This is a genomic window from Stenotrophomonas geniculata ATCC 19374 = JCM 13324 (genome assembly GCF_001431625.1).
GTDB lineage: Bacteria > Pseudomonadota > Gammaproteobacteria > Xanthomonadales > Xanthomonadaceae > Stenotrophomonas > Stenotrophomonas geniculata.
This window is the reverse complement of sequence record NZ_LLXT01000105.1, coordinates 22,034-47,984: the sequence shown is the minus strand read 5'-3', so window position 1 is coordinate 47,984 and position 25,951 is coordinate 22,034. Positions and strand designations below refer to the sequence as shown.

25 protein-coding genes are annotated in these 25,951 nt (G+C 66.0%); 19 read left to right on the top strand and 6 right to left on the bottom strand.

Annotated elements, in window-relative coordinates:
- The first annotated feature begins 33 nt into the window (after nt 1-33).
- From mtnA to ARC63_RS11295, 3 genes are all read left to right on the top strand, one after another.
- Nucleotides 34-1,098, top strand: coding sequence for an S-methyl-5-thioribose-1-phosphate isomerase (mtnA, locus tag ARC63_RS11305; RefSeq protein WP_010480489.1), 1,065 nt, complete (start codon nt 34-36; stop codon nt 1,096-1,098).
- Nucleotides 1,099-1,359: 261 nt separating this feature from the next.
- Nucleotides 1,360-4,074, top strand: a complete 2,715-nt coding sequence (gene gyrA / locus ARC63_RS11300; protein WP_057503333.1) for a DNA gyrase subunit A — start codon at nt 1,360-1,362, stop codon at nt 4,072-4,074.
- A 131-nt stretch (nt 4,075-4,205) separates the two neighbouring features.
- Nucleotides 4,206-6,734, top strand: coding sequence for a membrane-bound PQQ-dependent dehydrogenase, glucose/quinate/shikimate family (locus ARC63_RS11295; RefSeq protein WP_057503332.1), 2,529 nt, complete (start codon nt 4,206-4,208; stop codon nt 6,732-6,734).
- A gap of 44 nt (nt 6,735-6,778) precedes the next feature.
- Here the strand turns inward: ARC63_RS11295 and ARC63_RS11290 are convergent, their stop codons facing one another.
- Nucleotides 6,779-7,768 (bottom strand): zinc-dependent alcohol dehydrogenase family protein, encoded by a 990-nt coding sequence (locus ARC63_RS11290; RefSeq protein ID WP_057503331.1) that lies wholly within the window; start codon nt 7,766-7,768, stop codon nt 6,779-6,781.
- Nucleotides 7,769-7,886: 118 nt separating this feature from the next.
- On the opposite strand from ARC63_RS11290, the gene ARC63_RS11285 reads away from it, so the two are divergent.
- The 4 genes from ARC63_RS11285 to ARC63_RS11270 all read left to right on the top strand — a co-directional run bounded on the left by ARC63_RS11285 (nt 7,887) and on the right by ARC63_RS11270 (nt 11,126).
- Complete coding sequence (locus ARC63_RS11285) at nt 7,887-8,792, top strand: LysR family transcriptional regulator (protein ID WP_057503330.1); 906 nt, start codon at nt 7,887-7,889, stop codon at nt 8,790-8,792.
- 51 nt (nt 8,793-8,843) lie between these two features.
- On the top strand, nt 8,844-9,344 hold the full coding sequence (locus tag ARC63_RS11280) for a DUF4952 domain-containing protein (RefSeq protein ID WP_049455460.1): 501 nt from the start codon (nt 8,844-8,846) through the stop codon (nt 9,342-9,344).
- Between the two features lie 64 nt (nt 9,345-9,408).
- Nucleotides 9,409-10,839 (top strand): serine hydrolase domain-containing protein, encoded by a 1,431-nt coding sequence (locus ARC63_RS11275; protein WP_057503329.1) that lies wholly within the window; start codon nt 9,409-9,411, stop codon nt 10,837-10,839.
- A gap of 62 nt (nt 10,840-10,901) precedes the next feature.
- The gene (locus ARC63_RS11270; RefSeq protein WP_138984362.1) at nt 10,902-11,126 is read left to right on the top strand and encodes a hypothetical protein; all 225 of its coding nucleotides are present in this window, start codon (nt 10,902-10,904) and stop codon (nt 11,124-11,126) included.
- Between the two features lie 12 nt (nt 11,127-11,138).
- Here the strand turns inward: ARC63_RS11270 and ARC63_RS11265 are convergent, their stop codons facing one another.
- Nucleotides 11,139-11,531 (bottom strand): DUF3037 domain-containing protein, encoded by a 393-nt coding sequence (locus tag ARC63_RS11265; protein WP_019337307.1) that lies wholly within the window; start codon nt 11,529-11,531, stop codon nt 11,139-11,141.
- Entirely contained in the window at nt 11,509-12,285 is a 777-nt protein-coding gene (locus ARC63_RS11260) for a HipA family kinase (protein ID WP_043398508.1), read from the bottom strand. Before ARC63_RS11260 ends, ARC63_RS11265 begins: the two co-directional genes overlap by 23 nt.
- Before the next feature lie 238 nt (nt 12,286-12,523).
- On the opposite strand from ARC63_RS11260, the gene ARC63_RS11255 reads away from it, so the two are divergent.
- The 3 genes from ARC63_RS11255 to ARC63_RS11245 all read left to right on the top strand — a co-directional run bounded on the left by ARC63_RS11255 (nt 12,524) and on the right by ARC63_RS11245 (nt 16,024).
- Nucleotides 12,524-12,853, top strand: a complete 330-nt coding sequence (locus ARC63_RS11255; RefSeq protein WP_010480503.1) for a hypothetical protein — start codon at nt 12,524-12,526, stop codon at nt 12,851-12,853.
- Between the two features lie 167 nt (nt 12,854-13,020).
- The gene (locus ARC63_RS11250) at nt 13,021-15,483 is read left to right on the top strand and encodes a S9 family peptidase (RefSeq protein ID WP_057503327.1); all 2,463 of its coding nucleotides are present in this window, start codon (nt 13,021-13,023) and stop codon (nt 15,481-15,483) included.
- Between the two features lie 220 nt (nt 15,484-15,703).
- Complete coding sequence (locus ARC63_RS11245) at nt 15,704-16,024, top strand: hypothetical protein (protein WP_029379698.1); 321 nt, start codon at nt 15,704-15,706, stop codon at nt 16,022-16,024.
- A 10-nt stretch (nt 16,025-16,034) separates the two neighbouring features.
- Here the strand turns inward: ARC63_RS11245 and ARC63_RS11240 are convergent, their stop codons facing one another.
- The gene (locus tag ARC63_RS11240) at nt 16,035-17,018 is read right to left on the bottom strand and encodes a hypothetical protein (RefSeq protein ID WP_010480506.1); all 984 of its coding nucleotides are present in this window, start codon (nt 17,016-17,018) and stop codon (nt 16,035-16,037) included.
- Between the two features lie 138 nt (nt 17,019-17,156).
- On the opposite strand from ARC63_RS11240, the gene ARC63_RS11235 reads away from it, so the two are divergent.
- Nucleotides 17,157-18,122 (top strand): DUF2268 domain-containing putative Zn-dependent protease, encoded by a 966-nt coding sequence (locus tag ARC63_RS11235; protein ID WP_049482504.1) that lies wholly within the window; start codon nt 17,157-17,159, stop codon nt 18,120-18,122.
- Nucleotides 18,123-18,171: 49 nt separating this feature from the next.
- Entirely contained in the window at nt 18,172-18,960 is a 789-nt protein-coding gene (locus ARC63_RS11230; protein WP_049455456.1) for an SGNH/GDSL hydrolase family protein, read from the top strand.
- Here ARC63_RS11230 and ARC63_RS11225 read toward each other — a convergent pair.
- Nucleotides 18,935-19,819, bottom strand: a complete 885-nt coding sequence (locus ARC63_RS11225; protein ID WP_057503326.1) for a LysR family transcriptional regulator — start codon at nt 19,817-19,819, stop codon at nt 18,935-18,937. The genes ARC63_RS11230 and ARC63_RS11225 overlap by 26 nt on opposite strands.
- A gap of 105 nt (nt 19,820-19,924) precedes the next feature.
- Here ARC63_RS11225 and ARC63_RS11220 point away from each other — a divergent pair, with 105 nt between their 5' ends.
- Nucleotides 19,925-21,058, top strand: coding sequence for an agmatine deiminase family protein (locus tag ARC63_RS11220; protein WP_057503325.1), 1,134 nt, complete (start codon nt 19,925-19,927; stop codon nt 21,056-21,058).
- A gap of 6 nt (nt 21,059-21,064) precedes the next feature.
- Here ARC63_RS11220 and ARC63_RS11215 read toward each other — a convergent pair whose 3' ends face one another.
- Complete coding sequence (locus ARC63_RS11215; protein ID WP_057503324.1) at nt 21,065-21,610, bottom strand: thioesterase family protein; 546 nt, start codon at nt 21,608-21,610, stop codon at nt 21,065-21,067.
- 69 nt (nt 21,611-21,679) lie between these two features.
- Here ARC63_RS11215 and ARC63_RS11210 point away from each other — a divergent pair, with 69 nt between their 5' ends.
- From ARC63_RS11210 to ARC63_RS11180, 6 genes are all read left to right on the top strand, one after another.
- Nucleotides 21,680-22,255, top strand: coding sequence for a TetR/AcrR family transcriptional regulator (locus ARC63_RS11210; protein WP_043398545.1), 576 nt, complete (start codon nt 21,680-21,682; stop codon nt 22,253-22,255).
- Between the two features lie 52 nt (nt 22,256-22,307).
- Nucleotides 22,308-22,847 (top strand): nuclear transport factor 2 family protein, encoded by a 540-nt coding sequence (locus ARC63_RS11205; RefSeq protein WP_231298630.1) that lies wholly within the window; start codon nt 22,308-22,310, stop codon nt 22,845-22,847.
- Entirely contained in the window at nt 22,844-23,623 is a 780-nt protein-coding gene (locus tag ARC63_RS11200; protein WP_057503352.1) for a hypothetical protein, read from the top strand. Before ARC63_RS11205 ends, ARC63_RS11200 begins: the two co-directional genes overlap by 4 nt.
- 52 nt (nt 23,624-23,675) lie before the next feature.
- Complete coding sequence (locus tag ARC63_RS11195; protein ID WP_057503323.1) at nt 23,676-24,521, top strand: hypothetical protein; 846 nt, start codon at nt 23,676-23,678, stop codon at nt 24,519-24,521.
- 351 nt (nt 24,522-24,872) lie between these two features.
- Nucleotides 24,873-25,394, top strand: coding sequence for a hypothetical protein (locus tag ARC63_RS11185; protein WP_057503322.1), 522 nt, complete (start codon nt 24,873-24,875; stop codon nt 25,392-25,394).
- A gap of 13 nt (nt 25,395-25,407) precedes the next feature.
- Nucleotides 25,408-25,926, top strand: coding sequence for a hypothetical protein (locus ARC63_RS11180; protein ID WP_057503321.1), 519 nt, complete (start codon nt 25,408-25,410; stop codon nt 25,924-25,926).
- The last annotated feature ends 25 nt before the right edge of the window (nt 25,927-25,951 follow it).

Genomic DNA, 25,951 nt, shown 5'->3' with positions numbered 1-25,951 from the left:
CAACCGCGCGGGGCGTGGCCCTACAATGGGGCCATGAACACTGCCTCCGACATCGACTACGCCCGTTACGACCACATCCGCCCGATCCTCTGGACCGGCGATGCCCTGCAACTGCTGGACCAGCGCAAGCTGCCGTTCGTGGTCGAGCACGTGGTCTGCCATGACAGTGACGAGGTTGCCGCCGCCATCCACGCGCTGACCGTGCGTGGCGCGCCGGCCATCGGCATTGCTGCGGCCTGGGGCGTGGTGCTGGCCGCACGTGACGTGCAGGCCGCTGATGGCGCGCATGCGCTGCAGCAGCTGGAGCCGGCGCTGCAGCGCTTGAACGCGTCGCGCCCGACCGCTGTCAACCTGGCCTGGGCGCTGGCGCGCATGCGCCGCTGCCTGAACGCCGCTGGCGCCGACTGGAAGGCCGCGCTGGAAGCGGAGGCGCAGGCCATCGCCGAGGAAGACCTGGCGGCCAACCGCCACATGGGCGCGCTGGGCGCCGGCCTGATCGAGGCCGGCAGCGGCGTGCTGACCCATTGCAACACCGGCTCGCTGGCCACCGCCGGCTTCGGTACCGCGTTGGGCGTGATCCGTGCCGGCATGGCCCAGCACCGCATTGCCCGCGTGTTCGCCGGCGAGACCCGGCCGTGGCTGCAGGGCGCGCGCCTGACGGTGTGGGAGCTGCAGCAGGATGGCATCGACGCCACCCTGATTGCCGATTCGGCCGCCTCGCACCTGATGAAGACCGGTGCTGTGCAGTGGGTGATCGTGGGTGCGGACCGCATCTGCGCCAATGGCGATACCGCCAACAAGATCGGTACCTACCAGCTGGCCATTGCCGCGCGCCACCACGGCGTGAAGTTCATGGTCGTGGCGCCGTCCTCGACGGTGGACATGGAAACTGTGGACGGCAGCCAGATCGAGATCGAGCAGCGCGATCCGGGCGAGCTGTACGGCGTGGGCGGTACCCGCACCGTGGCCGAGGGCATCGCCGCCTGGAACCCGGTGTTCGACGTCACTCCGGGCGAGCTGATCGATGCCATCGTGACCGAGCGCGGGGTGATCCTGAACCCGACCGCCGACAACATGCGCGCCGCCTTCGGCGGCTGAGGCGGGCAGGGTCGCGGATGTCTGGAGAGCCGAGCCCACGCTCGGCTCAGCCAGCGAATCCGCCGCAGCCGAGCATGGGCTCGGCGCTACAGGGGCGGTATGGGGCCCTAAGTTCCTGATTTGTGCCGGTAAAATCCCCGTAAAGGGAGGCGGAAAACGGCCTGTTGTGGTAGTATCCACAGGTTGAATCGAGGTTCCGGCACGACCCCCTCCCGCAGAGGGCTGCGCCGGACTGGACCGCTACCAGACAACGGAACCCGAATGGCAGAAACCGCCAAGGAAATCATCCAGGTCAACCTGGAAGACGAGATGCGCAAGAGCTACCTCGATTACGCCATGAGCGTGATCGTGGGCCGCGCGCTCCCGGATGCGCGCGACGGCCTCAAGCCGGTGCATCGCCGCGTGCTGTTCGCGATGAATGAACTGAACGCGCACAGCAACAAGCCCTACTTCAAGTCGGCGCGTATCGTCGGTGACGTCATCGGTAAGTACCATCCGCATGGCGATCAGTCGGTGTACGACACGCTGGTGCGCCTGGCACAGCCGTTCTCGCTGCGCTACATGCTGGTCGATGGCCAGGGTAACTTCGGCTCCATCGATGGCGACTCCGCCGCAGCGATGCGATACACCGAAGCGCGCATGTCGCGCCTCGCGCATGAGCTGATGGCCGACATCGACAAGGAAACCGTCGATTTCCAGCCCAACTACGACGAAAAGGAACTCGAGCCGACGGTCATGCCGACCCGGTTCCCGAACCTGCTGGTCAATGGTTCGGCCGGTATCGCGGTGGGTATGGCGACCAACATCCCGCCGCACAATCTGAGCGAATCGATCAACGCCTGCATCGCGCTGATCGACAACCCGGAAATCGACGTCGACGGCCTGATGGAATACATTCCTGGCCCGGATTTCCCGACCGCCGGCATCATCAATGGCACCGCCGGCATAGTCGCCGGCTACCGCACCGGCCGTGGCCGCGTGCGCATCCGTGCCAAGGCCGATATCGAAGTGGCCGACAACGGCCGCGAATCGATCATCGTCACCGAGATTCCTTACCAGGTGAACAAGGCGCGTCTGATCGAGAAGATCGCCGAGCTGGTCAAGGAAAAGAAGATCGAAGGCATCAGCGAGCTGCGCGATGAGTCCGACAAGGACGGCATGCGCATCTACATCGAGATCAAGCGCGGTGAATCTGCCGAGGTTGTGCTGAACAACCTGTACCAGCAGACGCAGATGGAATCGGTGTTCGGCATCAACATGGTGGCGCTGGTCGATGGCCGCCCGCAGTTGATGAACCTCAAGCAGATGCTGGAGGCGTTCGTCCGCCACCGTCGCGAAGTGGTCACCCGCCGCACCGTGTTCGAGCTGCGCAAGGCGCGTGCCCGTGCCCACGTGCTGGAAGGCCTGACCGTCGCGCTGGCCAACATCGACGAGATGATCGAACTGATCAAGACCTCGCCGAACCCGAACGAAGCACGCGAGCGCATGCTGGCGCGCGTGTGGGAGCCGGGCCTGGTCGGTGCGATGCTGGGCGCCGCCGGTGCCGAAGCCTCGCGTCCGGAAGACCTGCCCAAGGGCGTGGGCCTGATCGAGGGCGGCTACCAGCTGACCGAGATCCAGGCCACCCAGATCCTGGAAATGCGCCTGCACCGCCTGACCGGGCTGGAGCAGGACCGCCTGACCGACGAGTACAAGCAGCTGCTGGAAGTGATCGCCGGGCTGATCCACATCCTGGAAGACCCCGACCGCCTGCTGCAGGTGATCCGCGAAGAGCTGGTCAGCGTCAAGGCCGAGTTCGGCGACGAGCGTCGTACCGAGATCCGCCACAGCGAAGAAGACCTGGACATCCTCGACCTGATCGCGCCGGAAGACGTGGTGGTCACCGTGTCGCACGCCGGTTACGTGAAGCGCCAGCCGGTGAGCGTGTACCGCGCGCAGCGCCGTGGCGGCCGTGGCCGCAGTGCGGCGGCGACCAAGGAAGAGGATTTCATCGAACAGCTGTGGCTGGTCAACACGCATGACACGCTGCTGACCTTCACCAGTTCGGGCAAGGTGTTCTGGCTGCCGGTCTACCAGCTGCCCGAAGCCGGTTCCAACGCTCGTGGCCGTCCGATCATCAACTGGATCCCGCTGGAACCCGGCGAGCGCGTGCAGGCCGTGCTGCCGGTACGCGAGTACGCGGATGGCCAGTTTGTGTTCTTCGCCACGAAGAACGGTACGGTCAAGAAGACCCCGCTGGGCGAGTTCGCCTTCCGTCTGGCCCGCGGCAAGATCGCGATCAACCTCGACGAGGGCGACGCGCTGGTTGGCGTCGGCCTGACCGACGGCGAGCGCGACATCCTGCTGTTCGCCTCCAACGGCAAGACCGTGCGCTTCGGCGAGGACAAGGTCCGCTCGATGGGCCGTACCGCGACCGGCGTGCGTGGCATCAAGATGCCGGCCGGCGAGGAAGTGGTCAGCCTGATCGTGGCCGAAAGTGCCGGTGGCATCGAGGACGAGAACGAGGACGACAACGGTGTCGAAGAAGCCGCCGCCAATGGCGATGCGGTGATCGACGGCGATGACGACGCCAGCGTGCAGTACATCCTCACCGCCACCGAGAACGGCTATGGCAAGCGCACCCCGCTGCCGGACTACCCGCGCAAGGGCCGTGGTACGCAGGGCGTGATCGGCATCCAGACCACCGAGCGCAACGGCAAGCTGGTCGCCGCGGTGCTGATGGGCTCCAGCGACGAAGTCCTGCTGATCTCCGATGGCGGCACCCTGGTGCGTACGCGTGGCTCGGAAATCAGCCGCGTCGGCCGCAACACCCAGGGCGTCACCCTGATCCGCCTGTCCAAGGACGAGAAGCTGCAGGCGGTGGAGCGCATGGATGCCTCCATCGAAGAGGACGAGGACGAGGTGGCGGCTGCCGCCCCGGCCACGACCGACGGCGCCCCGGCTGCGGCCAGCAGCGAGGACGCCGCGCAGGAGTGATCCTGCCGCGAGCCTGAAGTACCCGACGACGCCGGCCCTGTGCCGGCGTCGTCGTATCCGGACGCCACACATACGCGCGCGCTTCACGCCGGCGGTGGGATAAGGGCGCATGCTGCCCCCGGAGATCGACGATGTCCGTCACGCCGCCGTCCGATCCTGCTCCTGTCCGAACCCCGCGCCATCCGCTGGTGACCGTGCTGTCGCTGTTGCTGGTCGTGCTCGGCCTGGTCATCGGCGGGCTCGGCGCATGGCTGCTCAGCCTTGGCGGCTCGGCGTACTACGCCATCGCCGGGCTCGGCCTGCTGGCCAGCGGCCTCCTGCTGTTCGGCAACCGTCGCAGCGGCGCGCTGCTGTACGCGCTGGTGTTCATCGGCACACTGCTGTGGACCTGGTGGGAGTCAGGTAGCGACTACTGGCGTTGGGTGCCGCGCCAGGGCCTCGTTACGGCCCTGGGCATCGTGGTGGCGCTGCTGGCACCGACCCTGCGCGAACCGGTGTCAAAGCGCCTGTCGCGCAGCGTGGCGGGCGTGCTGATGCTGGTGTTCGTAGCTGCCTTCGGCCTGGCCTTTGCGCCGCATGGTGAAGTGGACGGGCACCTGCCGTTCCCGGAAGGCGCGGTCAGCGCCGGACTGGAACCTACGCGCGATACCACGGGCCTGCAGCCGGCTGACCAGCCCGCCGAGGGCGACTGGCCGGCGTGGGGCCGCAGCAATGCGGCCACCCGCTATTCGCCGCTGCAGCAGATCACCCCGGCCAATGTGGCCACGCTGCAGCCGGCCTGGCAGTTCCGTACCGGCGATATGCCGAAGAAGCGCTGGGGCGCGGAAACCACGCCGCTGAAGATTGGCGATCGCCTGTACCTGTGCACCGCACGCAACCGCCTGATCGCGCTTGATGCTGCCAGCGGCAAGGAACTGTGGCGTTTCGATCCAAAGGTGAAGGATGCTTCGATTCCCTATACCGCTGCCTGTCGCGGTGTGAGCTATTACGAGCAGCCCAGCACGCCGACCGTTGCTGATGCGGCATTGGCCGATGTCGCCGCTGATCTGGCGCTGCCGGAACCGCCGCCCAGCATCACCCGCAGTGTTGCACCGGGCAGTCGTCCGGCATGCTGGGCGCGCATCATCGAAGGCACGCTGGACGGTCGCATCATCGCGGTGGACGCGGACAGCGGCCGTCCCTGCGCGAATTTCGGTAACAACGGCCAGGTCGACATCACCCTGGGCATGGGCGAGGTGCCACCGGGTTACGTGTCGATCAACTCGCCGCCGGCCATCGTGCGCGGCGTGATCGTGACCGGTCATCAGGTGCTCGACGGACAGCGCCGCGATGCTCCCTCGGGCGTGATCCAGGCCTACGATGCCATCACCGGCAAGCTGCGCTGGGCATGGGACATGGGCCAGCCCGAGCGCAGCGGCTTGCCGCCGCGCGAGCAGACCTATACGCGCGGCACACCCAACATGTGGACCACCGCCACCGGTGATGAAGCACTGGGGCTGGTCTACCTGCCGCTGGGCAATTCTGCGGGAGACTATTGGAGTGGCTCGCGCACGGAGAGCCAGAACCGCTATGCAACCTCGCTGGTGGCGATCGACGTGGCCACCGGCAAGCCGGTCTGGCATTTCCAGGCGGTGCGCAAGGATGTGTGGGACTACGACCTGGGTTCGCAGGCCAGCCTGATCGACTACCCGACGGCGGCGGGCAAGGTGCCGGCGATCCTGTTGCCGACCAAGCAGGGCGACCTATATATCCTCGATCGCCGCAACGGCCAGCTGCTTACCGCCGCCGAAGAGCGCAAGGTGCCGGTCGGCGGCGTCGAACCCGAGCAGCGTTCACCCACCCAGCTGTTTTCGCTGTACCACACGCTGCGCCGCGAACATGACCTGACCGAGCGCGACATGTGGGGCATCACCCCGATCGACCAGCTGGTCTGCCGCATCCAGTTCCGCAAGGCGTACTACGAAGGCTTCTACACGCCGCCGAGCAGCGAGCGCCATTCCATCGAGTACCCTGGCTACAACGGCGGCTCGGACTGGGGCAGCGTGTCCATCGATACGCGCCGCGGCGTGATCGTGGCCAACTACAACGACATGCCCAACTACAACCGGCTGGTGCCACGCGCCGAGGCCGACCGGCTGGGCTGGCTGCCACGCGAGAAGATCCGGTTCGACAAGGGCGGTGCAGAAGGCGCGGGCGACCCACAGGTGGGCACGCCGTATGGCATCCAGGTCAACGCTGGTTGGCGGCTGCCGTTCACCGGCCTGCTGTGCAAGCAGCCGCCCTATGGCGGTATCCGTGCCATCGACCTGCGTACCGGCAAGCTGCTGTGGGACCGTCCATTCGGCAGTGCGCGCGGCAACGGACCGTTCGGCATCCGTTCCGGCCTGCCGATCGAGATCGGCACGCCGAACAATGGTGGTTCGGTGATCACCGCCAGCGGCCTGATCTTCATCGCCGCTGCCACCGATGACCTGCTGCGTGCCATTGACCTGAAGACCGGCAAGGAACTGTGGCATGCCAAGCTGCCCGCGGGCGGCCAGGCCAATCCGATGGTGTACGAGCAGGGCGGGCGCCAGTACGTAGTGATCATGGCCGGCGGCCACCATTTCATGGAAACCCCGAACGGCGATTATGTGATGGCGTTTGCGTTGCCCAGGTAACCGCAATGGGGGGCGATGATCCACCCCCATTGCATGACGCTGGATCACACCGTCACCACCACCTTGCCGATCTGCTCGTTCGATTCCAGGTAACGGTGTGCCTCCTGGATCTGCGCAAACGGGAACACCTTGGCAATCTTTGGCGCCAGCGTGCCCTTGTCCAGGCCATCGACGATGAACGCCTTGGCGCGGGCCAGTGCGGCATCGTCAGAAACGATTTCCGAGTACAGATAGCCCTTCAGCGTCAGCGACTTGCCCAGCACGTTGAACAGCGGGAACGGCGTGGGTTCGCTGCTCAGCGCGCCGTACTCCAGCAGGATGCCGCCACGGGCCATCGCTTCGGTGAGCGGCACGAACTGCGGGCCACCGATCGGATCGAACACCACACGGGCACCGGCACCGCCGGTGATGCGCGCCACTTCGGTCACCAGATCCTGCTCCTGGGTGGCGATGACGTGGGCGGCACCGGCATCGAGCAGGGCCTGGCGCTTGCCCGGGCCACGGGTGACCGCGATCGGCGTGGCGCCTACTGCATTGGCGATCTGGATGGCGGCCAGGCCGACGCTGCTGCTGGCGGCGGTGATGATGACGAAATCCCCGGCGGCCAGATGAGCCTGTTCCAGCAGCGCGCCCCAGGCGGTGACGTACTGCATCCACACCGCGGCCGCCGTTTCAAAGTCCAACGCCTGTGGGTGCTTGACCACCAGTCGTGCCGGCACGTTGGCCAGCTCGCCATAGGTGCCCCAGCGCGCGATGTCCAGTGGCGGTATCACGCTGACCGCATCGCCAGCAGTGAAGCCGCTCACCGCACTGCCGACCGCTTCGATCACGCCAGCGGCCTCATAGCCCAGCCGGCTGGGGAACTGCGCTTCCTGCAGATAGGCGCCGTTGCGGAACATCACCTCGGCGCGGTTCAGGCCGATTGCCTTCACCCGGATCTGGACTTCGTCAGGGGCGGGGGCGGGAACGTCGATATCGTCGATGCGCAGCACATCGGCACTGCCATATTCGTGGATGCGGACAATCTGGCTCATGGGGGCTCCGAGAAAGGGCCGACGAGGGCGCCGGCGAAAGGGTCACGGCTACTGTGCGCGTAGTCTGCATCCAGAATAAGGGGTAATCTGGTGTTTCATTGAAGAACAATTGTTTGCAATGGACCTGATCGCTCCCCTGCGGACCTTCGCCAAGGTGGCCGAGGTCGGCTCCTTCGCCGCCGCTGCCGAGGCACTGGACCTGTCGCCGCAGCTCGTCGGCAAGCATATCCAGGCGCTGGAGCAGCACCTGGGCATGCGCCTGCTCAACCGCACCACGCGCAAGCAGAGCCTGACCGACTTCGGCCAGGCCTACCTGGCGCGGGCGCGGGTGATCCTGGAGGAAGTGGAGGGCGCCGAGCAATTGGCGGAAGTGGCGCGTGGACGGCCGATGGGGCGCCTGCGCATCAGCGCGCCGGTCACCTTCGGCGTGCACGCACTCGGCCCGGCGGTGGTGGCTTACATGCAGCAGTATCCGGATGTGCAGGTCGATCTGAATCTGTCCAACAGCCTGGTGGACATCGTCGAGGACGGCTACGACCTGGTGTTCCGTACCGGTGACCTGGCCGACAGCGGGCTGGTGGCGCGACGGCTGGGGCCGTATCCGCTCGTCCTATGTGCCTCGCCGGACTACCTGGCTTCGCGCCCGGCCATCACCCATCCCAATGACCTGAGCCGCCACGAGTGCCTGGGCTTCGCGCATTCGATCATCCGCACACGCTGGAGTTTCCGCGATGCCGATGGCAGCGTGCTGACCGTGCCGGTGTCCAGTCGCTTCATGGTCAACCAGGCCGAGCCGCTGCTGACAGCGGCCGTGGGTGGGCTGGGATTGATCCTGCAGCCCTACGAAATGCTTGCCGCTGCGCTGGCGCGTGGTGAACTGGTGGAAGTGCTGCCGGACCATGTGCCGGTATCGACGTGGATCAACCTGGTGTATCCGCGCGACCGCCAGCTGACGCCCAAGCTGCGCAGCTTCCTGGACTTCTGCGTGGCGCGTTTCACAGAGCAGACGATGGCAAGGCGATAGCATGGCATCGATCAGCATTCCTGTGCTCCCATGCGAAGGACTCGCCCCGTGATGTCTCTCCCGTTGCCGCAGCATGCCGCCCGCGTCCTGCTGCTGGCGTCATTTTCCAGCGCCAGCGTGCTTGCGCAGCAGACGCCTGCGCAGGCGTTGGCCGAGTGGGAGGTGCAAGGGCGCGCGGATGGCCTGGCGCGACCTGATACTGAATGCCAGGATTTCCTGCAGGCAATGGGCCGGAAGCCTCCGGAACTGCAGTATGTAAGCTGCAGCCAGGATGACGTGTCCTACATCAAGCCGATGGAGGCCCACTATCGTGTTTCAGGCGCGCAAGCGGCGCAGGTCGAAGCCTATCTGCACACGGCATTCGGCCTGCCTGCATTGCGCTACGTCTGTTGTGGCTGGAGCAACGGCGCACCCTACTACTGGCGCGAAGGTCCGGATGCGGTGAGGTATCAGATCGGCATGGGGGTGGAATCGCTGCCGTACGAACGGGGCCAATGGCATAGCATCGAGGCATTCAACGTCACTGTCGAGGTGGTGCGGCAGCGTCCCTAGCGTGGATGCAGCGGGCCGATCCATCGTCTAGGATGCGCCCAGGGATACCCGCAAAGGAATTGCCATGAGGGCTGTTGGACGCCTGTTTCTCTGCAATGCGCTGGCCTGTTTGGTCCTGGTGACCGCCTCGGCATTTCCGGCAGTTGGCGCAGCATCTTCCGAGCGCGAACATCCACGCGCGCGGGATGCCATCGATGACTGGCTTGCCGCCTTCAATGCGGGCAGCCTCGAGGGGTTGCAGGCATTCGCCGACAGATATGCCAAGCAGGAGGGCAGCACGCCCAAGGACTATCTCGAGTTCCGCGAGAGCACGGGCCCGCTGGGCGTTCTGGAAACACTCGAGCGCGCGCCCAGCCAGGCGAAGGTGCTGGTGATGGGCCAGCTGAGCGAACGTGCGATGTGGGTGACGGCGGTCATGGACCCGGCCAACCCGTCGCACGTGAAGCAGTTCCAGATCGAGGGCACTGAAACGCCAGACAAATACAAGCCGGCACGGGTTGCATTGCCTGCGCTGATGGCTGATGCCGCGGCAAGGCTGGAGGCGCTGCGGGCGCAGGACGCGCTGTCGGGTGCATTGCAGGTGGCGCAGAATGGCAAGGTGCTGCTGGACTGGCGCGGTGGCGATGCCGATCGCACCGCTGGCATTCCAGTGGACGTGGATACACAGTTCCGCCTTGCGTCCTCCAACAAGATGTTCACCGCAGTGGCCGTCCTGCAGCTGGTGCAGGACGGCAAGCTCAGTCTCGATGACACGATCGGCAGTCGCCTGCCGGACTATCCGAACAAGGCCGTTGCCAACAGCGTAACCGTTCGCCAGCTGCTGTCACATACCAGTGGCCTGGGCGACTTCTTCGGCGACGATTTCGAACAGTATTCCGCGTCGTTGAAGACGCTGGATGACTACGTGCGGCGCTTTGCCAAGGATGCGCCGCAATTCACGCCAGGCAGCCAGGACAGCTACTCGAACTATGGCTTCATCGTGCTTGGGCGGATCATCGAGGCCGTCTCCGGGCAGTCGTACTACGCCTATGTGGAGCAACACATCCTGCGCCCGGCGGGCATGATGGGCACCGGCTTCGAACCGGAAACAGTGAACGTCCCGCAGCGTGCCGTCGCCTACACGAAGAAGGACGGGCAATGGGTCCGTGAAACGAAGTCGCTGCCCTGGCGCGGCATGTCAGCCGGTGGTGGCTACAGCGCGGTGGGCGACATGGTGAAGTTCGCCGAGGCATTGCGCAGTGGAAAGCTGGTCTCACCTGCATTGCTGCAGCAGGCCACCACGGCGCAGAACCACAAAGGCTGGTATGGATTCGGCTTCGTGGTGCAGGGCAAGGGCAGGGAGCACCAGTACGGCCACGAAGGCGGTGCGCCCGGATCGAACAGTGCCATCGTGGTGATGCCCGCACAGGGGTATGTGATCGTTGGCCTGGCCAATGTCGATCCGGATGCGATCAGCAACGTGGTCAACTACATCGCGCGAAGAGTGCCGTTGTAGCCCCGAGCGACTGTGCTGCAGCGATGTTGACGCTGGGGCAGTTGGCGGACCAGAATCGGTCCATGAGCCGATTCCTTCCCGTGGTGTGTCTGGTCGCCAGCATGGTGCTCCTGCTGCGCGGGGTGCACGTGATACTCAGGGGTGTCCCGGCGATGGCCAGCGAAGGTACCAGTGCTGCGTATGCACAAGGCTACCTGCATGGGCAGGCAGCAGCCGGGTGGGTGTTGATTTCCGCTGCGGTAGCCTGTGCACTCATTGCCTGGTACCGGGCGCGCGCCAGGAAGTGAGAGACGGGCGCATCAGCGCGGCACCCGCACCATCTTCGTCATCAAGTGTTCCACCACGCCCGCCGGGTCCGCAGTGCGGCCCACATGCGTGCTCGACATCTGCACGACCGAACTGCGCTTGGCGGTAAGGAAATGGAAGCGCGCTCGCGCGGGCAGCTGCGCGATGGGGCCGGCGCTGGCGTCGCCGCGGCAGATGGCCACGATCGCATCCAGCCACGGCTGCAGCGCCTCCTGGTCCAGCGCCGGCGCGAAGGCGCGCAGGCGCGCAGGATCGATCTCGATGGCCGCCTCCAGATGACGCGCGCCAGGACAGGAGACGATCACCCCGACGTTGATGAATTCCTCGCGTTCCACCCGCGGTACCACGCGGATGACCGCATAGTCATACGTGTGCAGCGTGGGCACGGATGGCCTCCTGCACGAACACCGCACGCACTTTCAGGCGATGCTTGAGATAGTCGATGTAGCCTTGGCGATAGGCCTGCGGACTGTCGAATGCCGGCTCGTTGACCAGCCAGCTGTCCGGCACCAGGCCGACGATGCGCTCGATCTCGGCATCGGTCAGGCGCGCGGCCAGTTCGGCATCCACCTCGGCGATGCGGCTGGCGAACGACAGCAGCACGTGGTCGCGGATCAGCACGAACGGCTTTTCGCAGGCATCGCCGGCGTTGGCCCAGTCGTGATGGAAGTACATGGCCGCACCGTGATCGATCAGGTACAGCTTTCGATGCCACACCATCAGGTTCGGATTGCGCGTGGTGCGATCGACATTGCTGGTGAGCGCATCGAACCAGACGATGCGCGAGGCCAGATCGGCATCCACCGGCATCGCCGCCGGGTCGTAGTTGATCGCACCGGGCAGGTAGTCCAGGCCCAGGTTCAGGCCCTCGCTGGCACGGATCAGCTCCTGGATTTCCGGGTCCGGTTCGGTGCGGGCGAACTCGCGGTCCAGCTCCACGAACAGGATTTCCGGAATCGGCAGGCCCAGCGTGCGCGCCATTTCGCCGGCGATCAGCTCGGCGATCAGCGCCTTCGGGCCCTGGCCTGCGCCACGGAACTTCAGCACGGCCATGCCGTCGTCGTCGGTCTCGACCACGGCCGGCAGGGAGCCACCTTCCCGCAAGGGAGTGATGTAGCGGAGGGCATGTACGGTGCGCATGGGCGCATTCTAGCGTGGTGCAGGTGCAACCCCCTGATCGGCGAGGACCGAGTTCGGCCTTCACCTGTCCCTTCCGCCTGCGATGGCAGCATCGTGCTCCAGGAACCCTTGGGTTCATGGGCGTACTGGCACTCTCGATGCAGAGGCTTCAGGCCGGGCACCTGCTCGGCTGCCAGCGACGCGCACTGCGAAGCGGAAACCTCATCCACGATGTCCTACAGGCTACGGAGGTGCACCGATGAGCGACGAATTCACTCCCATGCTGCCGCCCTTGGACGACGCCAAGGTCGAGGAAATGATCGGCAAGGTCGTACTGGTAGGTGTGACCCGCTATGGCGGCGACGGCCAGGTAAAGGGGCTGGAGCAGTATGCCGGCACGGTGCTGCGCATCAGCGCCGACGAGGGCGTGGTGCTGGCCGACGAGAATGATGGCCACGAGCGCTACCTGCCGCCGATGCTGGACCAGTACCAGCCAGCCGAGCCCGGGGAGTACCGCATGCACACCAGCGGCATGATCGTGGTCGACCCCGACTACCTGGCCACCTGGGACCTGCACGCGCAGCAGTAGTGCCAAGCCATGCCTGGCAGGTGCCGGCAGTTCCCCGGCACCTCCCGGAGCTGCACTTTGCCCCATCCGGCCACTAGCCCTTCCGGCCCATTCACGACAACCCCTGCGGTGCTAGATTCGGGTCCATGCCCGATTCCGGGTACCCATTCACACTCCAGGGGATAAGGATGCTGATCCGTCGAACCTCTCTGGCGGCGGCCGTTGCCGTCGCCACCGTCGGCCTGCTGGCCGCTGGCCCGGCGCTTGCCGACTACGCCAAGCCGCCGGAACACCTGCTCAAGGTGCTGAAGGCACCGCCGCCGCCGGCGCCGAACGTGGCCCCGGGCGGCCAGCGCCTGCTGCTGACCACCGCGCAGACCTACCCGTCAATCAGCCGCGTCGCCCAGCCTTACCTGAAGCTGGCCGGCGTGCGCCTGGAGCCGAAGAATCGCAGCCGCCATGACACCCCCGGTGGCTACGGCATTCCGGCCTGCGTGGCCGACTTCACCCTGGTCGATATCGGCAGCGGCAAGGAGACCAAGGTCAACCTGCCGCAGGGCTGCGCCACCGGCGCGCTGTGGTCGGCCGATGGCAGCCACTTCGCCTTCCAGAATGCGGTCGATACCAGCGTGCAGCTGTGGGTGGGCGATGCGGCCACCGGCCAGGTGAAGCAGGTGCCGAACGTGCAGCTGAACCCGATCTTCGGCTACACCGTGCAGTGGCTGGGCGGCAGCCAGAATCTGCTGGTGAAGCTGGTCCCGGCCAATCAGGGCCCGGCGCCGTCCAATGGCGGCGTGCCGACCGGTCCGGACGCGCAGGAGTCGCTGGGCAGCAGCGGCGAAAGCAGCACCTACGAAGCCCGCGACACGCTGACCAGCGTCCATGACGAGAAGCTGTTCGCCTATTACGGTACTTCGCAGCTGGCCGTGGTCGATACCGTCGCCAACCGCGTGCGCCCGGTCGGGCAACCGGCGCTGTTCAATGAAGTCAGCGCCGCGCCCGATGGCGTGCACGTGCTGACCGAATCGATCAAGGCACCGTATTCGCATGCGGTGACCTACCAGCGCTTCGCCAACGACGTGGCCGTGCTGGACATCGCCAGCGGCAAGTCCACGCCGATCGCCAGCCTGCCGTTGGCCGACCGCGTGCCGGTGCACGGCGTACCGGAAGGTCCGCGCGGTTTCGACTGGCGTGCCACCGATCCGGCCACCCTGGTCTATGCCGAAGCGCTGGACAAGGGCGACTGGAAGGTCAACGTGCCGCATCGCGATCGCGTGCTGATGCTGAAGGCGCCGTTCAACGGCAAGCCGACCGAAATCACCCGCACTACGCAGCGCTTTGAAGGTTTTGCGTGGTCCGCCGATCCGTCCGTGGCGTTCCAGTTCGAGAACGACGAGAACCGCCACTGGATGCAGACCCGCATCGTCGATGTGGACCAGCCGAAGAAGGAAGGCCGCCTGCTGTGGGACATGTCCAGCGATGAGCTGTACGGCAACCCCGGCAACCTGGTCTTCACCCGCCTGCCGAATGGCGCGCAGGTCGTGCGCCGTGAGGGCAACCATGTGTTCCTCAGCGGCCGTGGCGCGTCGCCGCAGGGCGACCGTCCGTTCCTGGACCGCCTGGACCTGGGCACGCTGAAGAGCGAGCGCTTGTTCCGCAGCAGTGCCGATGCCTACGAACAGTTCCTCGGTTTCAGCAACACGCCGGGGCGCTACCTGACCTGGCACCAGTCGGTGATCGATCCGCCGAATGCCTTCATTCGGCAGCAGGGTGAGGCGGTGGCCGACGCGAAGGCCGGCGAGGCGCAGTTCGCGTCCACCACGACCGCGCTGACCAAGCTGGTCGACCCGACCCCGGAAGTGCGCCAGATCAAGAAGCAGCTGGTGACCTACAAGCGCGCCGACGGCGTGGACCTGTCGTTCACCCTGTACACGCCGCCGGGCTACAAGGAGGGCCAGCGCGTGCCGGCGATCCTGTATGCGTACCCGGCCGACTTCGCCAACGCCGCGCAGGCCGGCCAGGTGTCCGGTTCGCAGCAGACCTTCACCCGCCTGCAGCCGTACCGCCTGATGCTGCTGGCCGGCTACGCGATCATCGACAACGCCTCGTTCCCGATCGTGGGTGACCCGAAGAACGCCTACGACACCTACCTGGAGCAGCTGGAAGCCGACGCCAAGGCGGCGGTGGACAAGGCCGTGGACATGGGCGTGGTCGACCGCAACCGCATCGGCGTGACCGGTCACAGCCATGGCGGCCTGATGACCGCCAACCTGATTGCGCACACCAAGCTGTTCAAGGCCGGTGTGGCGACCAGCGGTTCGTACAACAAGACCTTCACCCCGTTCGGCTTCCAGAACGAACGCCGCTCGGTCTGGCAGGCGCAGGACGTGTACCTGAAGGCGTCGCCGTTCTTCTACGCCGACAAGATCAAGCTGCCGCTGCTGCTGGTCCACGGTGAGGACGACGCCAACCCGGGCACCGAGCCGTTCCAGTCGCGCAAGCTGTACCAGGCGATCCGTGGCAACGGTGGTACCACCCGCCTGGTGATGCTGCCGAACGAGCCGCACTGGTACACCGCGCTGGAATCGAACGAACAGCTGGTGGCGGAAATGCTGAACTGGTTCGACACCTACGTGAAGAACGCCAAATAGAGTCGAGCTTGCTCGACCGCTTTGCAGAAGGCCGCCTTCGGGCGGCCTTCCTGCATCCTGCTGTAGAGCCGAGCCCACGCTCGGCTATCCGTTGGCCTGTAAACAGTTGCAGGTGCTATGCAATCAACTGTGGAGACTCGGTAACGACGTGTTACCGGCACATTCGCACGCCGCGCAAATGGTCTAGGCTGAACCTGATAGCTCGTTCCAGGTCGGTGCAATGAAAGCCATCCTTCTTGCTGCAACGTTGTCCTTGGTCCTGGTCTCAACTGCAGGTGCGCAGCCATTGCCCACCGAATTGGCGCAGCTGGGGATCATCGCCGGCATGCCTTACGCCAAGGCCAAGCGCCTGCTGGATGCCGCAGGCTGGCGGGCAAAACCTGCGCAGGGCGCGCCGGAATCGCTGGACGGCTTTCCGGAAGTCGGATGCCAGAAGGATGGAAAGCAATGTGCGACGACCTTCGAAAAGGACGGTCAACAGATCGCGGTGCGGCTGGGCACTACCCTGGCAGGGCAGCCGTTCGTGCAGAGCGCTGACTGAGTACCCGCCCTCACGCCAGCGGTAGGCGGTCCTGCGCGCGCGACAGCCGGTCATGCAGGTCGCGCACATGTTCTGCCTTGGCATGCACCCGGGTGGTATCGCCGAAACTGCGTAGATAAGCGCAGGCCGCGAAGCCGGCGCTCTTCTTTTCGTACTCCGCAATCCAGGCCAGACGGTCCGGGTTGTTGGCCTGTTCGGCGGACCACGCGGCCACCGGCGGGCGGATGCGATAACGCAGGCCGACGCGCCACGGCTTCGGTGTCAGCCGCGCACGGAAGCAATGCTGCAGTCGGCACATGCGCGCGTACAAGGTGTCGGTGCCCAGTGCCTTGAAGAACGCCTGCAGCTGCTCGTCCTCGGGCGAGAAGGTGGCATGCATCGCCAGCACGCGCAGTCCCGCAGGCGTGCGGTAAGCGCGCAGATGCCAGTCGGGGTGTTGTTCGCTGAAGACTTCCACGCGCCGCAGCGCAAGCCCTTCGGCACCCCCGGCGGCGGCCAGACGCTGCCTCCGGCGCAACAGCAATGCGGCATTGACCAGAACTACCGCCGCCACGCCCAGCACCAGCCCCACCAGCCAGTGCCACAGCAGCGTGCCAGTGACGGCGCCGGCAAGCAGCACGACCGCCGCAACAATGGCCGGCATCACGCAGCCGGCTGGCGGCTGCGCATGGTCGATGTCGGCGAACAGCACGTCGGGGCTGTTGAGGCACAGTGCGCCATAGCTGTTGCGGGTGATGATGACGTCGCCGTCGCGCTGCACGATCTGCTCGCGGATCGGCACGCCCTCCACGCCGTAGTTGCTGCGCACTTCGCGGCGCGGCAGCGCCTGCCCGGCGAGGATGGCATTGAGGGCTTCGTTGGCGCGGCGGTCGGCGTGCACCTGCGCCTCTGCTGGGCCTTCGTCGGACCAGCCGAAGCGGCGCACCACCACCGGCCGGCCACGGAAGCGGGCCTGCAGGCGGGCTTCAGCCCAGTACGCGGGAACGATCATCATCGCGGGGTGCTCCATCTTCCGTGGCAGGTGCCGAATCGAGTCTGGCACAGCGCCGGAGTGCCCGCATCTGCTTGCTGCGGCGGCCGGGCCGGGGTGATAGATTGCGCGCTTCGCCTGCACTCCACCAAGGACGGAGCGATGTCCATGATCCTGCGCGGCCTGTTGGCCCTGGCCTGTGCCGGGGCAGTTGGCATGGCCACGGCGGCGGTACCGGCCGGGCCTCAGATTGTCACTGACGATGTCAGTCGCTTCTACGCGCTGTACGACAACGCAGGTGGCAAACCCAGCGTTGCGCAGTTGCGTGGATACATGGCCGAGGGTTCGGCGGGCCTGGCCGAACTGGCGAAGGCGCGCCGGGTCACCCCCGAGCGCATTGCCGAGTCCATCGCCAACCAGCCGGAACTGTATGCGCAGGGACGAAGCTGCCTGGCCGAACTGCCAGCGGTGAAACAACGCCTGACGCAGGTGTTTTCCAACCTGCAGGCGATCTACCCGCAGGCTGCGTTTCCGCCGGTGACCATCGCGGTGGGCCGTGGCCGTCCGGTCGGGCTGACCTCGAAAAGCGGGGTGATCATCGGCCTGGAAGCGCTGTGCGCAGCCGATTTCATGAATCCCAATGTGCAGGACCGCTTCGTGCACGTGATTGCGCACGAGTACGTGCACATCCAGCAGACGGGCCTGACCGACTTCGAGCCGGGCGACCCGCATGCGACGGTGCTGCGTGTTTCGCTGGGGGAGGGCATCGCCGAGTTCATCGCCGAACTGATTTCCGGCAACGTCGGCAACGGGCGCCACGCGGCCTGGACCCGTGGCCGGGAAGTGCATATCGAAAGCGCGTTCGCGCTGGATCTGGACAGCACCGATCTGTCGCCGTGGCTGTACAACTACAAGCCGGGCTCGCAGGAGCCTTACGACCTCGGGTACTGGGTGGGCTACCGCATCGCCAAGGCCTATTACCTGCAGGCCAAGGACAAGCGTGATGCGGTGCGTGCGCTGATCCAGCAGGACAACCCGAAGGCGATCCTCGCTGCCAGCGGCTGGACGCCGGGCATGTGGATGCCGGCGAAAGTCACGGGTGTGGCGGCGCGTACGGCTGCACGCTGAGCACAGGGCGGGGCGTTAGACTGCGGAAGATGATTTCAGGAGTACTCGCATGCGTGGATCTGTTGAGCTTGCCGCTGCCACCGTCGTGACGCTGGGCCTCGCGTTGGCTTTTCCGCTGGGCGCTGCGGAAGCCGTCGCAGTCAATCCGCTGCTGCAGACGCCGATCGACCAGCTGCGCCCCGACGAAGTTCGTTTCATGCAGCAGCGCCTGGCCGATTGGCCGCAGCTGCAACGCTATCGTGACGCGAACGCGCGACTGCCTGCGGCAGTGCCGGGCCAGCCACGCGTAGTGTTCTTCGGTGACTCCATCACCGAGGGCTGGGGCAGGGAAGGCAATGCCGGTTTCTTCCCCGGCAAGGGCTGGCTCAACCGCGGCATCAGTGGCCAGACCACGGCGCAGATGCTGGTGCGTTTCCCGCAGGACGTGCTGGCACTGAAGCCACAGGTGGTGGTGATCCTGGCCGGCACCAACGACATCGCCGGCAACACCGGCCCGTCCACGCAGGCGATGATCGAAGACAACCTGCACGCGATGATGGAGCTGGCCCGTGCACATGGCATCGCCGTGGTGCTGGCCTCCGTGCTGCCGGTGAGCGAGTACCCGTGGATGCCGGGCATCACGCCTGCGCCGAAGGTGCGCGCATTGAATACGGCGTTGAAGCGCTATGCCGAGGCGAAGCAGCTGGTCTATCTGGACTACTACACGCCGATGGCCAATGCGGCTGGTGGCCTCGATCCGCAGCTGGCCGAGGACGGCGTGCATCCCACCGCGAAGGGCTATGCGGTGATGGCGCCGTTGGCCGAAGCGGCGGTCAAGCGCGCGCTGCAGCAGAAGTAGCTCCCGCGGGCAGACTCGCCAGCAACCACTCGCAGAAACTGATCACCAGCGGATCGGCCGCGCTGTCCTCATGCACCAGCCAGCTCCAGCGCGGACCACGCACGCGTGCCTCATCCAGCGGCTGCAGCAGGCCCTGCTCGCAGGCGCGTGACGCCAGCAGCTCGCTGACCAGCGCGATGCCCAGCCCTTGGCATGCGGCATCCAGCAGCTGCCCGGGCTCGGAGAAATTCATGCCCTCGCGGCGCTGGCCGACATCGGCGCCGCCCTGCACCTGCCATTGGCTCCAATCCATCTCGCGCTCGCCATGCAGGGTCAGTCGTTCGTGCACCGGTGTGGCGAGCAGGGCCGGATGGCAGGCCGGATAGAGCCGGTCCTGCAGCAGCACGCGGTGCTGGCACTGCGCCTGTGAGTCGAGGTCATCGCGTACCGCCACGTCCAGCGTCTGCGTGGTCATGTCCGGCGCGTCCTCGCTGGTCAGCAGCCACAGGTCGGCACCGGGATACAGGCGATGGAACCCGGCCAGGCGTGGCACCAGCCAATGGCGCGCAAAGGCCGGGCTGGTGTTGACGATCAGTTGATTCGGCTTGCGGTACTGATCGAGCCGGCGGATGCCACTGGCCAGCTGCCGCAGCAGGGACTGGGTGGTTTCCAGCAGGTCGATGCCGGCGTCGGTGAGGGTGACGCTGCGGCCCTGCCGGAAGAACAACGGCTGCTGCAGCGAGGCTTCCAGGCCCCGGATCTGCTGGCTGATGGCCGACTGGGTCAGATGCAGTTCCTCGGCGGCCCTGTGGAAACTACCCAGGCGGGCGGCGGCCTCGAAACCACGCAACGCGTTCAGCGGTGGCCAATGCTTGAGCATTTCAGGTAAGTAAAACTGTTCAATTGATGGCTGAATCTATCGTTTGTTCTTATGGATAGGCAAGCGCAGCATAGCTTCCATCCCACACCGGCCCTGGAGCCCGTCATGAGCAGCCGTCGTCACTTCCTCACCCAGCTGGCGGGCGCCGCCGGTCTTGGCGGCCTGGCCGCCCTCGGTCTGGCGGGGCTGCCGGCTCGCGTATCCGCAGCGGAGCCAGCTGCGGGCCCCTGGCGCATGCCGGACGAGCACGGGCCGCAGGAACGTGTCTTTCTGGCCTTCGCCGCGCAACCGCGGGTGTGGGGCGCGCAGGCCGATGCGGTGAACACCGCCGTGGCACGGCTGGCCCGCACCATCGCCCGCCACCAGCCGGTCAGCGTGCTGTGCCGCCCGGACCAGCTGAAGCAGGCGCAGGACCGCTGCGGCCGCGACAACATCGAGTTCCTCGAGGTGCCGCTGGATGACATATGGGTGCGCGATTACGGCGGTTGCTTCGTCACCAATGACCGGGGCGGGCTGGGGCTGGTCGACTTCAACTTCAACGGTTGGGGAGGCAAGCAGAGCGCACGCAACGATGGCGCGGTGGCGCCCTGGCTGGCACAGGTGACCGGCGCGACGCTGCTGGAAAGCGATCTGGTGGGCGAGGGCGGTGGCATCGAAGTCGATGGCCATGGCACCGCCATCCTCACCGAAAGCTGCTGGGTGAACCGCAACCGTAATCCGGACTGGTCGCGCGCGGAGATCGAGGCCGAGCTGAAGCATCACCTGGGCCTGCGCAAGGTGATCTGGCTGCCCGGCATCGCCGGCGAGGACATCACCGACGCGCATGTGGATTTCTATGCGCGCTTCGTGCGCCCGGGTGTAGTGATTGCCAACCTGGACAATGATCCGGAGTCCTACGACTACGACCTGACCCGCGAACATCTACAGATCCTGCGCGAGGCCACCGATGCCGATGGCCGTCGCCTGCAGGTGCATACGCTGCCGCCGCCGCTGGACGGGCGCGACAACGTGCATACCCGCGACAACGACGATCTGGCGACGGGCTATATCAACTACCTGCCGATCAACGGCGCGGTGGTCGCGCCGCAGTTCGGTGACGACGCAGCCGATGGCTACTGCCGTGAACTGCTGGAGGACATGTATCCCGGCCGCGTGATCGAACAGGTGGATATCGATGCGATCGCCGGCGGCGGAGGTGGCATCCATTGCGTGACCAAGAACATGCCGAAGGTAGGGTGACGTGCCTCAGGCATCGTCCAGCTTCAACGCGGCATCGGCCGCCAGCAACGCCTCGGCGGCTGCACTGAGCGACGGCGACGGTGGGGCGACCACGCCGATCGCTTCCATCATCTTCGGCATGCTCAGGAACTGGCGCGCTCGACGGTCGTAGATGCCGGTGACCAGCAGCGCACGGGTGGCGATCTTCTGCTCGGGCCCGATCAGCACGCGCTGTTCCATGATGCCGCGCGAGCCGACCCAGCCCACCAGGCGCGTTTCCAGGGTGAAGCGCTGGAACGGCTTGAGTTCGCGGCGGAACTGGATGGTGCCGGCGCCGACAATCGGCGCCCACTTCTCGCGCAGTGCCACCCGGCCCAAGCCCATGCGCAGGATCAGGTCCAGCCGGCCCAGATCGAAGATGTTCCAGTAGCGGCCGTTGGTCATGTGCAGGTTGCTGTCCAGGTCGTTGGGCAGCACACGGAACTGCAGGCGCGAGACCCCGAACGGGGCCTCCAGCTTCGGCCGGAACAGGCTGCAAAGCAGCAGATGGAGCAGGCGGAACCAGAGATTCATGGCTATGACGACTGTTATAGAACGGCCGGTACGCTAATCTATGACGACTGTCTTAGCAAGGCGATCGCCGTGAGCCCACGACCCTCTGATGCCCCGCAACGGGTGATTGATGCCGCAGCACAGATGCTGGCGCGGGTAGGCCTCAATGCCACCAGCATTCGTGAGGTGACCAAGCTGGCCGAGGCGCCGCTGGGCTCCACCTACCACCATTTTCCCGGCGGCAAGCAGGAGCTGCTGGCGCGTGCCACCCACATGGCTGGCGACAAGGTGGAAGCGCTGCTGGTGGAGCTGCTGAAGGGCGGGGCCGTGCAGGGCCTGCAGCAGTTCCTGGCAATGTGGCGCGAGCGCCTGCTGCGCTCCGGGTTCCGGGCGGGCTGCCCGGTACTGGCCGCTGCCGTGGAGGAGCCGGTGGAGGCAGTGCCGAGCCAGCCCCGTGCAGCAGCTGCTGAAGTGTTCGCACGTTGGCAGGCCCATCTGGCCGCAGCGTTCATCGCCGACGGCCACGATCCGGTCGCCGCGGGTGGGCTGGCCAATCTGGTGATTGCCAGTGTGGAAGGTGCGGTGGCGATGTGCCGCGCACTGCAGGACATCGCCCCGTTCGACCAGGTGGCCGCGCAGTTGCTGAAGGCCGCCGCGCCTCCTTGATACGGCTGAACGGTCGCGGGAGACTCGGCGCAGGCCCTGACTGGACGCCGCCGTGGACGAATCGCACTGCCGCCATCTGATCGAGCACTACCTGCAGGCCTACAACCGCTTCGACATCGACGCCATGCTGGCGGTGCTGGCGCATAACGTGCGTTTCGAGAACCACAGCGGTGGCCAGCTGACGATGGTCACCGAAGGCATCGATGCCTTTGGCGAACTGGCACGGCAATCGGCGCCGTTGTTCCGCGAGCGCGAGCAGCGGTTGCTGGAGCTGATCTTCAAGGATGGCGTGGTGCTGGCCAGCATCGACTGGCGTGGCGTGTTCGCGCAGGACATTCCGATGGTCCCGGCGCGGGTACGGAACTGGCACTGCAGGGACACAGCGAGTTCGCTTTTGAGGACGGTCGCATCGTGCGGATCGTCGACCGCAGTTGATGATCAATGGCCTCGGCCCGTCGCCTGGACAGAGGCCCCGGCCGCGGTAGAATCCGCGCAACACTACCCGCGCGTGCCCGGCAAGGATGTCCGCATGCTGTATCAGGTTCTTGAGCTTCCACGCTCCACGATCCGCGGCACCCGGTGGTGCCGATGAAACGCACCCGTTTCTTTGCGCGGAGCCCGCTGAAGTTGCCGGTGAACCGCGCCGGTGAGCTTGTGCGCGCACGGCAACACCTGCGGGAACGCGGCTGGCCACGCCTGCAGATGGCACTGATCGTGGCCCTGACCGGTGCGGCCGGTTTCCTTGCCTCGCACCTGCTGCGTCTGGCCGGTATCGACGCGATGCTGCTTCGCTACCCGATGGCCGTATTGCTGGCCTATGGCGTGTTCCTGCTGCTGATGTGGATCTGGATCCGCTGGCGCTGGGACAACGTGCTGGATGGCCTGTCGCCGGATGTGGGCAGTGGCAGCCCTTCACCTCGCGGAAGTACCGTGGAATCACCGTGGGGCGGCGTCGGTGGCCGTTCTGGAGGTGGCGGCGCGTCAGCTTCGTGGAATGAGTCGGCGCAGGCCGGCGGCGGCGATGCCGGTGAGCTGCCGTTGACCGGCCTGGCCGAAGACGAAGCGGGCCTGCCGTTGCTGGCGATCCTCGGCATCGTCGCGCTGGTGGCGTCCGTCCTGCTGGCGAGCGTGTGGGTGGTGTGGTCGGCACCGGTGCTGATGGCCGAATTGCTGGTGGACGCGGCCATTGCCAGTGGCCTGTACCTGCGCATGCAGGGCATGCACGAGCAGGGGTGGCGGCGGGTATGCGTGACGCACACGATCTGGCCGCTGCTCGGCCTGCTGCTGTTCTTCGTGGTGCTGGGTTGGCTCGCGCAGGAAGTCGCGCCAGATGCGACCCATCTGCTGCAGGTCATTCAAGCGCTGTAGCGTCACGTCCCCGGCCGATATCCCAACCTGCTTCATTTCTTCCAGGAACTTCATGCGACAGCGCATTGCACGGAAACGCGTCCTGGCCACAACGGTCGTTCTATCGATGGTTGCAGTCGTAGCGCTGATCGCCAGCGTGCGCCCGCAATGGCGGCAGGCAGTCGGCCCGCCTCCGATCAATCTGGGAACGGCACGGATGCAGGCCGAAGTGATGGCAGAGCTCATCGACCTGCGACCGACACCACCAGGGAAGCCGCCGGAACCACCGATTCCAATCAAGGGAATCTTCTCCCCGATGCTGACCGGTAAGAGTGGATCCGCGACCGCGGCAGTGCCGCTGGAAGATGTCGCGCCAGCACACTTCGAGCCGCGCGGCTGGGAGCCCGACATGCCATTTGTCGTGATGGAATGGACTGCGCCTACCTGTGGCGAAGGAGACCCCGCCCCTGTCTGCCAGGTTCGTCACAGCGTCGTGGAATGGCGTGATGATGACAGTGCGGCGTCCATTCAGCTGCAGCAGCATCTGGAGTCGATGCTGCAGGTTGCGAACCGCCGGGCTGTACGCGTACCCGACCTTGCGTTTGAGCTTGCGCATGTGCGAGCGCAACGGATGACGTGGGACGAGCTTCAGCAACGGCGTGCGCGTGGCATCGAGGGATGCACGGGTGGCCCGGGCAATCCCGATCTGGGCGTTGTCTATCTGCAGCGTCCTGTGTTCAGCCAGGAGGGGAACTGGGCAATGGCATCGGTCGCCTCGGATCTGTGCAGTGGAGGAACGGCGATGCGCGTCCTCTACCTTCTGCACCGCAGGAAGAGCGGATGGGAGCGTATTCGAGTGGAACCTGTCCGCCATATGAGCGTTGGACACGGCCTGTGGCCCGCGTTGGCGGAGTCGTGATGACAGATACTCGTTCAAGCCAGACCGTGACTGCCAACAACGGATCACCTGGCGACGCATTGCATCGCTGGCGGCGGCGCTGTCGGCTTTGGCTCTCATGGCCGGGATCTGCAGCCTGCGCCCGAGGTGGCAGCAGGAGATCGGTCGGCTACCGATCAACCTGGGAACAGCGCAGATGCAGGCGGAGGCGATGGCGCTGGCGATCCGGCAGAGCGCCCCCCATTCCCCCCTCCACCCCCGCCAGTGCCGCAGCCAACGCCAGTTCTGCCATCGTCGCTGAGCGAGGTGCCCAGCGCACCGCAGACACCGTTCACGCGCGTTGATCAATGGCGCCCGCAGGAACAGCCGCAGTTGACCGACCCGGTGGGGGAGGACATCTACGTGATGGAGCAGACCTTGCCCTATTGCTGGCCGGGCAGCAGTGCCTCCATCTGCCAGGAGGTGGACGATCTGGTCCTGCCGCTGGACGATTGGTGGCCGCCGGACATCCATGCGCTGCGGTTGCAGCTGCAGGCGGACCTGGTTCCCGCCAATCGCCGGTCCACGCCAGTGCCTGCGGCCGCATTGGCCGGTGCGCAGCGGATGGGCGGCGCGGGGCTTCGAGCGCTGCGGGAGCAGGGGTACGGGGCAACGGTGCATGGGCCGACTCGGACATACGACCACGTCGCCTATCTGACCCGGCCTGTTTTCAGCGTCGATGGGCAGTGGGCTATGATTGCGGTCGCCCGGGATTCGTGTTCCGACGATTTCGTCTACCGGGAGCTTGTCGTGCTGCATCGGGAACAAGGACGCTGGATGGCCGACCGCTCGGAACGGGGTCTGGGCGGCGTATGGGACGGCCGCATACTGCGGCCCTGGACGTACAACCACTGACGAGGAAGAGCGCATGGATGTCGCTGCACGCAGGAACAGGACGTTGTTTCGTTGGATCATGGTGACGCTGCTGGCGGTACTGATGCCGTTTGCAGCACTGGCGCAGCCCGCAGCCGGGCAGGCCGATGGCGCCGAAGCCGCCACTGCCGCGGAAGAGGCCCAATGCCGCGCCTGCAGCTATGAGCGTATCGGGCCCAAGGTCGATATTGGACTGGTTGCACTGGTATCGCTGCTGGTGGTGGGTCTGCTGATCGCAGCGTCCCGGGAATGGGGCACCACGTCGCAGCGCTGGACCTGCCGCACGCTGGCTCTGTTGCTGGTGGGCATCGGCCTGGCGTTGTTGTGGTGGGCTGGCAGCGTCGTCTACCTGGGCTACAACCCGTGGCAGGACATGGCCGCCCCCGTCGATGGCTCGCTCACCTCGACACTGCTCACTACCTCACCGAAGTGGCTGGCGGCGCTGGTGTTGATTGGTTTCGCGCCTTCCATCTGGAAGCGCAGCGAACGCCTGCCGGCCTGGCGTATCGGCTGACCCTGGAACGACGGCGCCGGGTCAG